We start from the raw sequence: 15,151 nt of genomic DNA, 5'->3' as shown, positions 1-15,151 counted from the left end.
CGATGCTGGCGATATTGCTTATGGAATTAAAGACTAAATTCTCTGAATGAAATACAATCATATATTTTTTGATCTTGATCATACCATCTGGGACTTCGATAAGAATGCAGCAGAAACGCTCCACGAACTTTATCTCACTTATTCATTAGAGGATCTTGGATTAAGCAATGTTCATTCATTTGTCGAACATTACACCTATCATAATCACGCATTATGGGCATCGTATCACCTTGGTCAAATTACTAAAGACGAATTGCGGGCTTCCCGTTTCAAAAACACCTTCGAAGCCATGGGTGTTTGTGCTGATCAGATTCCAACGGATTTTGAGGATGTTTATCTGCATACCTGCTCCACCAAAACTAATTTATTCCCACAGGCTCATGAAACGCTTTCCTATCTGTTTAGTAAATATAAACTTCATCTAATCACCAATGGTTTCAGGGAGCAGGCCCTCATGAAAATTAACCTGTCCAACCTGGGTAAGTATTTTGAAACCGTAGTCATATCTGAAAACGTAGGGGTAAATAAGCCACATCGCGCTATTTTTGAATATGCATTAAACGGAGCGGGAGCGCTTAAAGAAACGAGTGTTATGATCGGCGATAGTATTGAAGCAGATATAAGGGGCGCAATGGATTTTGGAATGGATGCCATCTTTTTTAATCCTACCCTTCAGCAAACACCCACTGATGTCACTACGGAAATACACAATTTGCACGATTTACTGCTTATCCTATGAGTATTCCCGCAACTGCGCTTTCTATAAAAGAGGCCATCACCACATACCTGGCTTTATTAAAGGAAATAGAGGAGGAGGACTTCATTAAACCTCCGCCGCAGGGAGGTTGGTCGCCCTCGGAGATTTACTGCCATGTGATCCAGGTAAACGCAAGGTCTATACTGGCATTGGAAAGATGTATTCATGCAAAACCTAAACATCGAAGTTCCGGGCCGACACTTCTTGCCCGCTTTGTTTTTTTTATAGGGAGATTCCCCCCGCTAAAAATTAAGTCACCACCCAATATAGCCGCCATCGTAACCTGTATCAGTAAAGAACAGGCTAAAAATGATCTGATAAAATCTGCTGAAAAACTCAGGGAACTTCTTCCTAAACTCATAAAAACACCAAAAGATAATAGGATTCGCCACCCCCGTTTTGGTAGGCTTAATCCGCAGGAATGGCTGTGGTTTATTGAAATTCATACCCGTCATCATTTAAAGCAGTTAGAAAGGATAAGAAAAAGTTCATAATATTGCTTTTCTTATTAGGTATTCATCCGGCATGATCAATCAGTTTAGAACATTAAATCCTTTCAACCTGCTCCTTCTTGTACTAGTAGCTGTATTGCTCAGACTTGGAGTGATCTATAATTTACCCCAATCTGTAAATGTATCTCTTGTTGAGCCCTATACCGGAACTTTATTTCATTTACCTGCCGATTTTTTTAGTCCTTTCAGTGCTGTTTTTTATGCACTTATTCTGACGCTTTTTCAGTCACTGCTCCTGAATCGTATTGTTAATAATTACAATCTGCTGCCAAAACCCACTTTCCTGCCTGCATTGATGTTCATAACCATGTCAGCGCTTTTACCTTCTTTCCTGGTTTTAAGCCAGGTGTTACTGGCTAATTTTTTCATGTTATGGCTGATAGAAAAGTTTCTTAGTATTTATAGAAAGGACAAAGCAATAAGCGTTATTTTCGATATGGGAATGATTGTAGGTGCAGGAACCCTGGTTTATTTTCCTTTCCTGGCTATGTTGCCGCTCCTATGGTTTGTACTGATTATATTCCGACCATTTAACTGGCGCGAATGGGTTGCTGGTATTCTTGGTTTTCTAACCGTTTGCCTTCTTCTTACCATGATCAATTATCTGAATGATTCATGGGCAATATTTATTCAAAATGCCTTTCCTTTCGCCAAAGTCCTTCAACCTGCCTCTGCAATAGATATAAAGGATTATTGGGTGTTTTTGCCTGTGCTATTCATCTTATTCTTTACTCTTTTAACGATCAGTCAGAAGCTGAACCGGAGTAATGTCCACTTGAGAAAATCGTACTTAACGCTTCTCTTTATGTTTTTCTTTGCCTTAATATCGGTTTATATCAAAAATCCTTATCATACAAATCATTTCTTACTCACCGTTGCTCCAGTGTCTGTTTTCATGGCTCATTATTTCATTTCTGCTCAGAAACGATGGTTTTATGAATCTTTATACCTTATCCTGGTCGCTTGTATCTTGTATTTTCAGTTTTTTTAACGCTCCAACGGTCCTACATTAACCTTTTTTAACAAATAAAAAGCCATTAGCAATCAAAATTTAAATAGTTTTGTATCATGAAGTTCGGAGTTGTTGTTTTCCCGGGATCAAACTGTGATCAGGATAGTGTTGATGTCTTAGGAAATATATTAGGTCAGGAAGTTGTTAAATTATGGCATAAAGACCATGATCTTCAACAGTGTGATTTTATTATTCTTCCTGGGGGGTTTTCTTTTGGCGACTATCTCAGGTCAGGCGCTATCGCCCGGTTTTCTCCTATCATGCAGGAAGTTATTCAGTTTGCCAATAAAGGGGGTTATGTTATGGGAATCTGTAATGGTTTTCAAATACTTGCAGAAGCCGGACTTGTTCCAGGGGCACTCTTGCATAACGATCATAGAAAATTTAACTGTAAGAATATTTTCCTGAAGCCTCAAACTTTAGATTCACTCGTTACAAACCAGTTGGGTCTGAATAAAGCACTGAAAATTCCTGTCGCCCATGGTGAAGGAAATTATTTTGCTGATGCAGATACACTAAAAATGCTGAATGATCAGGATCAAATCCTGTTTAAGTATTGTGATGAAGCAGGAAATATATCTCTTGAATCTAATCCAAACGGATCTATTCAGAACATCGCCGGTGTTTGTAACAAACAACGTAATGTATTTGGATTGATGCCTCACCCTGAACGTGCTGCAGATTCTTTGCTAGGTAACCAGGATGGATTGGGAATCTTTGAATCTATTTTGAAAACGGTTGATGCTTAATGGTTAATTTGGTTATTGACATTGGGAATACTTTTTCTAAAATGGCCTTGTTCAATAACCGGGAACTTAAAGATATACAGGTTACTGATAGTCTTAGCGTGGAAGCGATTCATAGTTTTTCCCATTCTTATGCTATCAAAAATGCAATCATATCTTCAGTAAAGGAGCAATCATCTGTTTATGAGGAATATTTAAAGTCAAGATGCAATTTTATACGTTTTACAACAACTATTTCTTCGCGTATTGATAACCAATATAAAACACCTCAAACTTTAGGACTTGATAGATTTGCTGCAATTATAGGTTCGGAAGCATTATTTCCTGAATCAAATTGTCTGGCTATCGATGCTGGTACTTGTATCACGTATGATTTTTTAGACGATAAGCGCAAGTATTCAGGTGGTATAATATCCCCTGGATTGAAAATGAGGCTTAAATCTATGCATGCCTTTACGGAAAGACTGCCCTTGGTAGAGCTTGATGAAGATTTTGAAGCTAGTTATGGCAAAAATACCCAAGAGTCCTTACTGGCGGGTGTGTTAAAAGGGTCCGTACATGAAATGTATGGATTTATAAATGATTATTTTACAAAGTGGCCCGATCTTAAGGTCTTAATATGTGGAGGAGATGCGAATTTTTTTGTCAGACAACTGAAAAATAGCATCTTTGCGCGAATTATAAACCCTGAACCCAATCTGGTGCTTATTGGTTTAAACGAAGTTATTCATCAGCATAATGAGTAGAATTTTTAAGAATTTAGTATTAATATTTGTAGTTAGCGGGAGCTTTAGTGCCTATGCCCAAACTACCACTAGTTCCGCTTATTCGCAGTTTGGAATAGGATCCCTAAACGGTTCTTTACTTCCTCAAAGCCGAGCAATGGGTGGAATTTCTGCCGGTTTACGCAAACCAGGCTCATATAACAATATAAACCTGGCTAATCCTGCATCTTATTCTGCCATCAGGCTGACTACTTTTGATGTTGGTCTTTCCTCTGAATATTTAAGCAGAAGCAGGGCAGGCGATTCAGAAACTGACTTTACCGGATCACTGAGTCACTTACTCTTTGCCGTTCCGGTAAGTAAAAAATCAGCATTAAGCTTTGGATTAATTCCTTTTAGCAGTTTGGGTTTCCAATCCAGAGATCGAAGCAAGTTAGATTCCACAACTATTGATAAGGTTTATGGAGGAGATGGAGGTTTATCTAAATTCTATCTGGGTTATGGCGTACAACTGGGCAATCACTTAAGTGTAGGCTTCAATGCTGGTTATGTTTTTGGTAAATTGGAAACAACCGGCTCAACTGAATTTCCTTATGACTATACCGCTTACAATGCCAGGAAACAGGAAAATAGCAGTATCGGAGGATTTAACTTTGATTATGGATTGCAATACTTTACCAACCTATCTCCTAAACTAAAATTAACTTTGGGTTACTCAGGTAGTTACAGTCCTAGCTTAGATCTGGAAAGAAGTACCGTCGTTACCCGATATCTTAAATCTGGCGAAGGTGAAGATGTCGCATCAGATACTACCTTTTTCAATGAAGCTGCAAAATCAACTATTAAGTTACCGATGATGCATACTGCCGGTTTTACCATCGAGAAAACGAATAACTGGTTGATTGGTGCCGATTTTAAATATGGACAATGGAAAGACTATGAAGAAGCTGGAAAAAATATGGGCCTTCAAAATTCATATGGTATCGCTGTTGGTACACAGATTACTCCTGATATCAATTCAGTCGGTAGTTATTTGAAAGTGATCGATTACCGACTTGGATTCAGATATGACAAAACATACATGAATATCAAAAATACCGATATCAATGATATGGCTATTACCCTTGGATTCGGTTTCCCTCTCCAGGCAAGTCCTACCCGTACCACTTTTTACAAAGTAAACTTTTCTGCCGAACTTGGTCAACGTGGTCCCGAATCCATGTCTTTGGTTCGCGAACGTTATGTTAACTTCAGTTTAGGGTTTACATTAAACGATCAGTGGTTTAGAAAGTATAAATTTGATTAACCTTGAAAAGTATCAAAACCTGGGCTTCTGTCAGTTTACTGATTTGCTTCTTCTTCAGTTCCTGCGAGAACGATTTGAAAGATGTAGAAAAGGTATCTGCTGATAATAGCTTACTTCCCGTTGATAAATCGTACGGTGTTGAAGTGATCTATAGTGACTCTGCTGTTGTAAAAGCAAAGATGCTCGCTCCCCAGGTTGACCGGTATAAAGAACAACAATATGATGAAATGGTGAAAGGCGTTACCATCATATTTTATGACGCAAATCAAAAGGAAACTAGTAGGATTGTATCCGATTACGCCATAAGGCGCGAGGCGCAGCAGATTGTGGAGTTGAGAAAAAATGTAGTAGCGACCAATATAAAAGGGGATGTTTATAAATCAGACGAGCTGATATGGGACGAAAAACAACATAAGTTTTATTCCAATAAGTTAGTCCAGGTGAATCAAAAAAACGGCAATGTGCTGTTTGGGACCAGTTTTGAAAGTGACGAAGCCTTTAAAAAACCAAGGATTTTCAATGCCACAGGGAACTTTCCTTCAGGCGGAAATCTTGTAAATTAAATACACTACAGATCATCTGCATTTTTGTGTCCATATAGTTTTGTAAAAATTGTATCTTGCGCGCTCTTTTTAAAGAAGAATAATTAAAAGTTAATATGGGAATAATGAGTTTCTTGCGAAATCGTGCCGGGTTGATCCTGGTAGGAGCTATTGGTTTCGCAATCGTTGCATTTTTACTTGGAGATGTGGTAAAGTCCGGTGGGCCGTTTTTACACGGAGATCGTACTTCAGTAGGTGAGATTGCTGGTGAAAAAGTTCAAATTGATGAGTTTAAAGCTTTAGTAGAGCAAAACGAAACGAACTTTAAGCAACAAATGGGTCAAGCTACGCTGAATCCTCAGATGGCCTCTTATGTACTTGAAAATACATGGAACCAGAAGGTCTCTGAAATATTGATTAATAAAGAAGTGGAACGCCTTGGTTTAACCGTAGGCGAACAGGAACGTATAGATCTTGTTTCAGGAAGGAACCCTGACCCTCAAATTATCCAGGCTTTTGGTAATCCCCAAACAGGCCAGTTGGATAGAAATCAACTTGCTACTTTTCAGAATAACCTGAAAACACAGGATATCAAAAGTCCTGTACGTGAGCAATGGGTTAACTTCCTGTTGTCTATTCAACGCAACCGCTTATTTCAGAAATATAATAACCTCGTAAAGAATAGCATTTACGTTACTTCTCTTGAAGCGCGTGAAGATTATTCTCAACGTAATAAACTGGCGAATTTCAACTACGTGAATCTGGAGTATGCCTCTATACCTGATAATAAGGTTAAGATCACTGACAATGACTACAGTGATTATTATAACGAGAATAAAAATCTATTCCTGAATAAGGAAGAAGCCCGCACATTCGAATATGTAGCTTTTAATGGTAGTCCTTCTAAAAGTGATTCTACAGGTACATTGAAGATGATTCAAAAAATTGCTACCGACTTTAGAACCACACCAAACGATTCTTTATTTGTAAGCATCAATGCGGATACTAAAATGCCCTTGACTTACATGAAAAAAGGTCAGCTTGATCCTGCCCTTGATTCTGCCGTATTTAACGCTGCAGTTGGAACAGTAGTAGGTCCTGTGTTTAGTAATGGTTCTTATAAAGTAGCTAAACTTCTTGATACCAGAATGAGTCCTGATTCTGTTAAAGCGAGTCATATTTTAATTACAGCAGCAACAGCAGGCAGTCCTGAAAGAGCAAAAGTTCAGGCAGATTCGCTTTATACACTGATTAAAGGTGGTGCTAATTTTGCTGAATTAGCTTCCAAATTTGGAGGTGACGCAACAAAAGAAAAAGGAGGAGACTTAGGTACCTTCGCCAGAGGATCTATGATCCCCGCTTTTGAAGAGGCTGTATTTAATGGCAAGCCTGGTGATCTTAAAGTAGTAACCACTCAATATGGTACACATGTTATCCGTATCGAAAAACAAGTTGGCTCTTCCAGAGTAGCTAAAGTTGGTGTGGTAGATAAAATAATCTCTAGCAGTAGCGAAACGCAATCCGCTGCTTTTTCTAAAGCTTCCGCTTTCCTTTCTGCTGTTGATGATGCAAAATCATTTGATGCACGTGTTAAAATAGATGGTCAGACTAAATTGGTTGCTGAAAATCTTACAGCATCTCAATCTAATATAACCGGAATTGAAAATCCACGTGAACTCGTTCGTTGGGCATTCGAAGCGAAAGAAGGTGACATGACCGATAAGGTATTTGAACTTGGTGACCGTTTCGTTGTCGCAAGGATGACTGATATCAGACCTGTTGGAATCTTACCTTTAGAGAAAGTGAAAAAACAGATTGAACCTATGGTTCGTAATCGTGTAAAAGCAAACATGCTTGCTGAGAAATTTGAAGCTGCCCTTTCTGGAGCATCATCTATCAATCAGGTAGCATCTAAAGTTGGTCGTCCGGTTACTCCGGTTCAGAACATCGTATTTGCCAATCCTGTTCTTCCTGGTGTTGCTCAGGAAAACAAAGTGGTAGGTACCGTATTCGGATTGCAGCCTAAAAAGCTTTCTAAAGTAATCAAGGGTGAACAAGGTGTATATGTAGTGATGGTGAACGGATTTACTAATCCTGCATCTTTAACCAATACAGTAAATCAAAAACAACAAATTTCTCAGGCTTTAGAACAACGTGCGCAAGGACAGGTTCTTGAAGTGCTGAAAGATAAGGCCAATGTTAAAGATTACAGAATCAAATTCTTTTAATCCTGCACTGAGCTAAAAAAGAAAAATCCCAAAGATCACTCTTTGGGATTTTTCTTTTTTAAGCTATTTCGTAAAACAATTTGCTGTTGTAAGTTTTTACTTTTAACTTATAACAAATGCCGAAACATACACGACATTTGTGTTTTTGATAGAAGATAATGGAAATACAGGAAAATATAGTCAATAGGGTAGCACAAAGCGGACTGATCAGCTTCGATCCGGCCTCCCTGAATGCGACTGGTGAAAGAGTCCTTTATGATATAAAGGATAATTTGTTCCACGGCCTTTTACTGCGTGAAAAAGACTTTCGTGAATTTATTAAACAATACGACTGGTCACAATATCAAGGCAAACACGTAGCTGTCATCTGTTCATCAGATGCTATTGTCCCAACCTGGGCTTATATGTTGCTGGCAAACAAGATGCAACCATTTGCCGCTACGGTTATTTTCGGCTCTCTTGAAACGCTGGAAACAGTTTTGTTTGATCGTGCAGTTCAGGCGCTCGATGTGGAACAATTCCGCGATCAGCGTGTTGTCATTAAAGGATGCGGTGATATACCGGTTCCTGTTTCTGCTTATTCCGCACTCACCAGTAGACTCACCGTTGTAGTAAAAAGTATTATGTATGGTGAACCTTGTTCTACAGTGCCGGTATACAAGCGTAAAGACTAGATGTATAGCATGAGGAAAATCTTAATACTATTCCCGTTATTACTGTTGATGACAGGGGCTTTCTCTCAAAGCCTGAAGTATCGTAAAGCTCCTGCCTTTAAAGCTGGTGAAGAGCTTAAATATAGATTGAGGTATGGTTTTATTACAGCTGCGGAAGGAACACTAAATGTTCTTGATTCTGATGTTAAGTTTAATGGCCATCCTGTCTATCATTTATTAGTGCAAGGACGTACTTCCGCCTCGTTTAACCTTTTTTATAAAGTAAGGAACAGGTACGATTCCTATATTGACAGAACGACACTGCTTCCCTATTTATACACTGAAAACATCAGGGAAGCCAACTACAGGCGTCAGGATAAGGTTCGGTTCAACCAAACAGCGAATACGGTTACAGGTAAAAAAGGAACCTTTGCTGGCAGGGATATGACCTTCGACCTCGTATCCTCTTTTTACTTTGCCCGTAGTCTCGACCTATCCGGTATCAGGGTAGGAACTGAATTCACCATTCCTTATTTTCTGAATGATGAGGTTTCGGAATTGCAGATTACTTATGTAGGAAAAGAGCGGATCAAAACCGCAATTGGTACCTTTAACTGCCTTAAATTTAATCCTTCTATCAAACCGGGCCGGATCTTCAAAGATGATAGCAAACTATATCTGTGGATCACAGATGACGGAAACCGGATCCCCGTAAAGGCACAGGTAGAAATCCTTGTAGGCTCTGTTACCCTCGAAGTCACAGCTGTAAAGGGACTTCTGCACTAATATAGAACGATAATACGTTCTTTTATTACGACCTTTGCCTCTTTCAAATTCAAATGATATGTTAGAAGTACAGAAAACCCTGGTGCATGAGGATGTTTTGAGTGAGAGTTTTGTGTGCAATCTCGATAAATGTAAAGGCGCTTGTTGTGTAGAGGGCGACTCAGGTGCTCCTCTTGAAATGACAGAATTAAAGATTCTGGAAGAAATTTATCCCCTTGTTAAGCCATATATGACTGAAAAGGGCATTGAAACCATTGAGCGCACCGGTACATGGGTAAAAGATTTCGAAGGTGATCTTACTACACCCTGTGTGGATGATAACAAGGAGTGTGCTTATGTGATGTGGGAAAACGGAATCAGTAAATGTGCGATCGAAAAAGCATATCTGGACGGTAAAACCCATTGGAAGAAACCAATCTCCTGCCATTTATACCCCATCCGTATCACCGCTTACCCCGAATTTGATGTACTAAACTATGATCGCTGGCATATTTGCAAACCAGCCTGCGCCTTTGGTAAAGAATTAAAAGTACCTGTATATCGGTTTTTAAAAGAACCTCTGATCCGTAAATTCGGCGAAGATTGGTATAACGAACTGGATCTCTCCGCTGTAGAATACGCTAAGACTATATAAAACTAAAAAAGAGGATGTCCCCAATCTGGAGACATCCTCTTTTTAATTTATAGCTCTTCTTAAACTGTTGTTTTAATACAAAGCTCTTTCATTTGTACCTCAGCAATAGTAGAAGGCGAATCAATCATCACATCCCTGCCTGAATTGTTTTTTGGAAACGCAATGACGTCCCGGATAGAATCCAATCCTGAAAATATAGAAACCAGGCGATCGAATCCAAAAGCTATCCCACCATGTGGAGGAGCACCATATTCAAAGGCATCCATTAGGAACCCGAATTGTTTCTGGGCTTCTTCGGGAGTAAATCCAAGATGTTTAAACATCAGCTCCTGAAGTGTACGGTCATGGATCCTGATCGAACCACCACCAATCTCTGTTCCATTGATCACCAAATCATAAGCATTTGCTCTTACTTCTTTAGGATTAGTATCCAGCATGGCTATATCTTCTGGTTTAGGAGAAGTAAAGGGGTGATGCATGGCATGGAAGCGGTCAGACTCCTCATCCCATTCCAATAAAGGAAAGTCAACAACCCATAATGGTGAAAATTTAGTTTTATCTCTAAATCCTAATCTGCTGGCCACCTCAAGGCGGAGTTCGCTCAATTGCTTGCGCACCTTTTCCGATTTCCCGGATAAGATCAGGAATAAATCTCCCGGCTCTCCGTTAAACGAAGCGGACCAGGCTTTCAGATCTTCTTCTGAATAAAACTTATCTACAGAAGATTTCAACGTTCCATCTGTGTTAAAACGGCAATAAACCATACCGGTTGCTCCAACCTGAGGACGTTTAATAAAGTCTGTCAGTTCATCCAGTTGCTTACGGGTATAATGTGAGCAACCCTTCGCATTAATGCCTACAACAAGCTCTGCGCTATCAAAAACAGGAAATCCTTTCCCTTTAGCTAAGTCAGTAAGTTCCACAAACTGCATATCGAAACGCGTATCCGGTTTATCGGAACCATAAAGGCGCATGGCATCAAAGTAAGTCATTCTTGGAAAAGGTGCCATATCCAATCCTTTTACCGTCTTAAACAAGTGATGTGTTAACCCTTCAAACAGGTTTAAAATATCTTCCTGCTCGATAAAAGACATCTCACAATCGATTTGTGTAAACTCAGGCTGACGGTCTGCACGCAGATCCTCATCACGGAAACACTTTACAATCTGGAAATACCGGTCAAAGCCCGATACCATTAATAATTGTTTGAAAGTCTGTGGCGACTGTGGCAGGGCATAAAACTCACCCGGATTCATGCGGCTTGGTACCACAAAATCTCTTGCCCCTTCCGGCGTAGACTTAATCAGAACAGGAGTTTCCACTTCAAGGAAGTCCTGTAAATCCAAATATTTACGAATCTCCTGAGCCATTTTATGACGCAGGATCAGGTTATTACGCAGTGGAGCACGGCGCAGATCCAGGTACCTGTATTTCAAGCGCAAGTCATCACCACCATCCGTTTCATCCTCAATTAAAAAAGGAGGAAGTTTGGCTGGGTTTAGTATTTCTAAGTTAGAAACCTTTAATTCAATATCTCCGGTAGCTATTTTAGGATTTTTATTGGAGCGTTCAACAACTGTTCCTGTTACTTTAATTACATATTCCCGGGATACCTCACGTGCTTTGGCACATAAAGTGGGATTCTCTTCCTCATTAAAAACAAGTTGCGTAATTCCGTAGCGGTCACGGACATCGATAAAGGTCATTCCTCCAAGATCACGGGATTTTTGTACCCATCCGGCAAGGATAACTTCTTTACCTAAATCAGCTAAAGTTAATTCACCGCAAGTATTCGTTCTATGCATAAAAGTTTTATTAGAACTGCAAAAGTAATTTTTTAGAAAATAGGAATCCATGAAGAACTCAACTTTCCTTAAAAACCCTCTCTTAGTATTATATATATTGATTTAATTGTTAGCGGAAGAAGAAAGAACCTCCGGAGTTGTGATATCACCTTCAAAGACCAATTGTGCAGGACCTTCTAAAAAAATGGAATTGAAATGCGCACCGTCATATTTAAAACGAACATTCAGCTTTCCCCCTAAAACCTTGATCTTCGTCGATCCCTCACCCGTCTGGTTTTTACTTTTTGCCATAGCTAAAGCAACAGCCGTAGCGCCGGTTCCGCAGGCAAAGGTTTCATCCTCAACTCCGCGTTCATACGTGCGCACAAAGTAATGGTCGTCCATTTCCTCGACAAAGTTAATATTGATCCCCTTTTTCTTATAGGTATCATTATAGCGGATAGCTTTTCCCTCTGCGTAAACATCCTTGTGCTCCAGATCAGCTGCCAGCAATACGTAATGCGGTGATCCTGTGTCTAATACAGAAGCAGCACCATCGGCAGAAATGTCATTTACATTGCTCATTTGCAGACTTACAAAATCGCCCTGCTCTGAAATTTTGGCATAATGGGGACCATCTACTGCCAAAAAGTTGGTTTCCAGTCCGATAACACCCAAATGTCGCGCAAAAGCTACGATACAACGACCACCATTTCCACACATGCTGCTGGGCTGACCATCTGCATTATAATAGATCATCTCGAAATCGAAACCCGCTTTAAGCTGCAAAAACATCATTCCATCGCCTCCAACTCCAAAACGCCGATCACATAAAGAAGCAATTAGAGCAGGATTTTGATGATTTATACTGTTATTGCGGTTATCAACGAGTATAAAATCATTCCCCGCCCCCTGGTATTTGTAAAAATGCACTTTCATTTGAATACGAATCAATTCCTATACAAGATTACAAAAAATCGTTGATAAGCCTTGGGGAAAAACTATATGTAAATTTTAACGTTTAACATTTTTTAACACTACTTATGGCATTCATCTGTTGCATTTACCGTTGTAGTGGTATTACATTTGATATTACAATAAACACAACTATATAAAAAAGATGAGAAGAATAGGTTTAGCGTTTTTAACTGCATTATTCGGAGGTGCAGTGGCAATAGGCGGATACAAGCTTATAGAGAACAACACATCCGCGAAAATGGGGATCGAGGATAAGCAGAAAGTTTACTTCACGAATAACCCGGTTAGTGTTGCCTCGACAGGAGAGGTAGACTTTGTTCAGGCTGCCGCAGCAGTAACGCCAGGCGTAGTACATATACAAACTACGTACGGTGGCAAACAAACCGATTCACAAGGTGAGGAAAGTGAAGGAAGCGGAGATCCAATGGAAGAAATGTTTCGCAATTTCTTTGGTAACCCAAGAGGAGACAATGCACAAAGACAGCCAACCAGAGCATCTGGCTCAGGTGTCATCGTTAGTCCGGATGGGTATATTGTAACCAATAATCATGTGGTTGAAAAAGCGAGTAAGATTGAGGTGATCTTAACGGATAACCGTTCTTATGAAGCCAAAGTAATTGGTCGTGACCCCAATACAGACCTTGCCCTGATTAAAGTTGCCGCTACAGGTTTACCTGTTGTTAAACTGGGTAACTCAGATAATGTGCAGGTAGGAGAATGGGTTTTAGCCGTAGGATATCCTTTAACCTTGCAAACAACCGTTACCGCGGGTATTGTGAGCGCTAAAGGTAGAAGCATCGGGATCTTGAATGAACAAGATGAACAACAGGGACAGGGGTATGGAAATAGACAATCTGCGGAACCCCGTACAAATTCAGCTATTGAGTCCTTTATTCAAACGGATGCGGCTATTAACCGTGGAAACAGTGGGGGTGCGTTAGTTAACGCCCGAGGAGAACTGATCGGAATTAACGCCGCTATCGCCTCTCAAACCGGCTACTATGCTGGTTATGGATTTGCTATTCCAGTAAACCTGGCTAAAAAGATTATGGATGACTTTATCAAATTCGGTACAGTTAAACGTGGCTTTGTTGGGGTTACTTTCGTGGAATTAAATGCCAGTAATTCTAAAGAATTGAAAGTCAGTGAAATCAGTGGTCTTTTAGTAAATAACGTGGTTAAAGGTGGTGGCGCAGCTGCTGTTGGCATCCAAAAGGGCGATATCCTAACCAAGATCAATGGTAATAAAATTATGGCTGGTTCTGATCTTCAGGAACGCGTAGCACGTTTACGGCCTGGCGATAAGGTCGAATTGGCTTATCTTCGTGAGGGTAAAGAACGAACTGCTTCAGTTACACTGAAGGGTGAGGCTGACCTGGAAATTGCAAAGAGCACAAAATCTCCTTCAGCAATATACAATACGCTTGGAGCAAGCTTTAGTCCGGTCTCCGCTGCACAGAAACAACGTTACCGCATTACAGGTGGTTTGGTTGTAACCGGTGTGCGTCAGGAAGGTCTCTTTAATAGTTATGGAATAGAGAGAGGAACCATCATTACTACTATCAATGAAAAACCAATCCATAAGATTGAAGATATTGATGGTGCCTTAGCGGTAAGCAAAAATAATATGCTCCGGATCAATGGTATATCTCCTGACGGATCAAGAGTCATGATGACTTTTCCTTTAGCTGATTAATTATTTTTTAAATAGATTTTTTTAGCCCCTTGCTTAGTGCAGGGGGCTTTTTTTGTTTATATGAGTTTTAAAGATTAACCTTAAATGGGTTTTATCGCTATCCAACTGGTATTGCGCTAATATAAACTGTATTAGTATAAAAACAAGAACTAAATTATGCTGAGATGAATCGGAGATAATCCCGTAATAAGTCCGACATGGACGTCCATAAATGGGACTTATGCCTGGATGTACAGGGTTTGTTTTTGGCTTCATTAAGCAGATTTTAGGCTGATTTATACTATTTAATGAGCAAAAATTCAGAGTTAAGAAAAATCTGCTGTATTCTTACCCTTTTTTGTCTTTTTTAGGAAGTTATGCAAATACTTTGCTTTAAGATTTCTATAACGATTACCTTACGAGACTAATGTAATCAAATCGCTATTATGGCTTATGTAGATAAAAATGGAATGATCCGCGGTACCGCAGGATCCGTCGTATACCGTACTTACGGCAAAAAGAACCTGATTCAAGGCAAACCTAAAGCATTTAAACAAACCCCGGAAAGTATTAAAACTTCGACAGAATTCGGGCTTTCCAGCTCTGCTGCTGCTATTATTCGCAGGGCATTTGATCCGGCCTATCTTTTTCGGGATGGGGCAGCGGTTAGTCGCAGTACCCGTTATGTGTACCATAGCATCCGAAACAGTACCAGTGGTTCTGTAGGTAAAAGGGATTTGCATGATGCAGACCTTTCTTACCTGAACGGTATGGAATTTAATGCAGACAGTCCGCTGGCCGATGTGCTCCGTG

General features: G+C 39.9%; 14 protein-coding genes and 1 pseudogene. 13 read left to right on the top strand and 2 right to left on the bottom strand.

The genetic code is table 11. The features are described from left to right. Positions 1-46: 46 nt before the first annotated feature. The 11 genes from ADIARSV_RS06955 (at position 47) to ADIARSV_RS06905 (ending at position 9,901) form a co-directional block, all read left to right on the top strand. Positions 47-739, top strand: coding sequence for a YjjG family noncanonical pyrimidine nucleotidase (locus ADIARSV_RS06955; protein WP_016194731.1), 693 nt, complete (start codon positions 47-49; stop codon positions 737-739). Next, the gene (locus tag ADIARSV_RS06950) at positions 736-1,251 is read left to right on the top strand and encodes a DinB family protein (RefSeq protein WP_016194730.1); all 516 of its coding nucleotides are present in this window, start codon (positions 736-738) and stop codon (positions 1,249-1,251) included. Before ADIARSV_RS06955 ends, ADIARSV_RS06950 begins: the two co-directional genes overlap by 4 nt. A gap of 31 nt (positions 1,252-1,282) precedes the next feature. Continuing rightward, positions 1,283-2,260 carry a DUF6427 family protein gene (locus tag ADIARSV_RS06945; RefSeq protein WP_016194729.1) on the top strand — a complete coding sequence of 326 codons (978 nt, stop codon included), beginning with the start codon at positions 1,283-1,285 and terminating at the stop codon, positions 2,258-2,260. A 77-nt stretch (positions 2,261-2,337) separates the two neighbouring features. After that, positions 2,338-3,030, top strand: coding sequence for a phosphoribosylformylglycinamidine synthase subunit PurQ (purQ, locus tag ADIARSV_RS06940; protein WP_016194728.1), 693 nt, complete (start codon positions 2,338-2,340; stop codon positions 3,028-3,030). Then, positions 3,030-3,773, top strand: a complete 744-nt coding sequence (locus tag ADIARSV_RS06935; RefSeq protein ID WP_016194727.1) for a type III pantothenate kinase — start codon at positions 3,030-3,032, stop codon at positions 3,771-3,773. Before purQ ends, ADIARSV_RS06935 begins: the two co-directional genes overlap by 1 nt. Next, positions 3,766-5,058, top strand: coding sequence for a porin family protein (locus tag ADIARSV_RS06930; protein ID WP_016194726.1), 1,293 nt, complete (start codon positions 3,766-3,768; stop codon positions 5,056-5,058). The genes ADIARSV_RS06935 and ADIARSV_RS06930 overlap by 8 nt, the downstream gene beginning before the upstream one ends. 2 nt (positions 5,059-5,060) lie before the next feature. Continuing rightward, positions 5,061-5,621, top strand: coding sequence for an LPS export ABC transporter periplasmic protein LptC (gene lptC, locus ADIARSV_RS06925; protein WP_016194725.1), 561 nt, complete (start codon positions 5,061-5,063; stop codon positions 5,619-5,621). Positions 5,622-5,725: 104 nt separating this feature from the next. Next, the gene (locus ADIARSV_RS06920) at positions 5,726-7,828 is read left to right on the top strand and encodes a SurA N-terminal domain-containing protein (RefSeq protein ID WP_316929493.1); all 2,103 of its coding nucleotides are present in this window, start codon (positions 5,726-5,728) and stop codon (positions 7,826-7,828) included. Between the two features lie 158 nt (positions 7,829-7,986). Continuing rightward, positions 7,987-8,502: a DUF2480 family protein gene (locus tag ADIARSV_RS06915; RefSeq protein WP_016194723.1), complete on the top strand. Its 516-nt coding sequence runs from the start codon at positions 7,987-7,989 to the stop codon at positions 8,500-8,502. 9 nt (positions 8,503-8,511) lie between these two features. Beyond that, positions 8,512-9,267 carry a DUF3108 domain-containing protein gene (locus ADIARSV_RS06910; protein ID WP_040299354.1) on the top strand — a complete coding sequence of 252 codons (756 nt, stop codon included), beginning with the start codon at positions 8,512-8,514 and terminating at the stop codon, positions 9,265-9,267. Between the two features lie 58 nt (positions 9,268-9,325). Beyond that, positions 9,326-9,901: a DUF3109 family protein gene (locus ADIARSV_RS06905; RefSeq protein WP_040299351.1), complete on the top strand. Its 576-nt coding sequence runs from the start codon at positions 9,326-9,328 to the stop codon at positions 9,899-9,901. A 59-nt stretch (positions 9,902-9,960) separates the two neighbouring features. Here the strand turns inward: ADIARSV_RS06905 and aspS are convergent, their stop codons facing one another. Beyond that, on the bottom strand, positions 9,961-11,706 hold the full coding sequence (gene aspS, locus ADIARSV_RS06900; protein WP_040299349.1) for an aspartate--tRNA ligase: 1,746 nt from the start codon (positions 11,704-11,706) through the stop codon (positions 9,961-9,963). Between the two features lie 102 nt (positions 11,707-11,808). Continuing rightward, the gene (gene dapF / locus ADIARSV_RS06895; RefSeq protein ID WP_016194719.1) at positions 11,809-12,624 is read right to left on the bottom strand and encodes a diaminopimelate epimerase; all 816 of its coding nucleotides are present in this window, start codon (positions 12,622-12,624) and stop codon (positions 11,809-11,811) included. A 181-nt stretch (positions 12,625-12,805) separates the two neighbouring features. On the opposite strand from dapF, the gene ADIARSV_RS06890 reads away from it, so the two are divergent. Next, entirely contained in the window at positions 12,806-14,359 is a 1,554-nt protein-coding gene (locus ADIARSV_RS06890) for a Do family serine endopeptidase (RefSeq protein WP_016194718.1), read from the top strand. Between the two features lie 425 nt (positions 14,360-14,784). Beyond that, positions 14,785-15,151: pseudogene (locus ADIARSV_RS06885) on the top strand (hypothetical protein); the annotation flags it as partial.

This window comes from Arcticibacter svalbardensis MN12-7, assembly GCF_000403135.1.
GTDB lineage: Bacteria > Bacteroidota > Bacteroidia > Sphingobacteriales > Sphingobacteriaceae > Arcticibacter > Arcticibacter svalbardensis.
The sequence above is the reverse complement of the archived record's forward strand: the minus strand, read 5'-3'. Positions and strand labels throughout refer to the sequence as shown.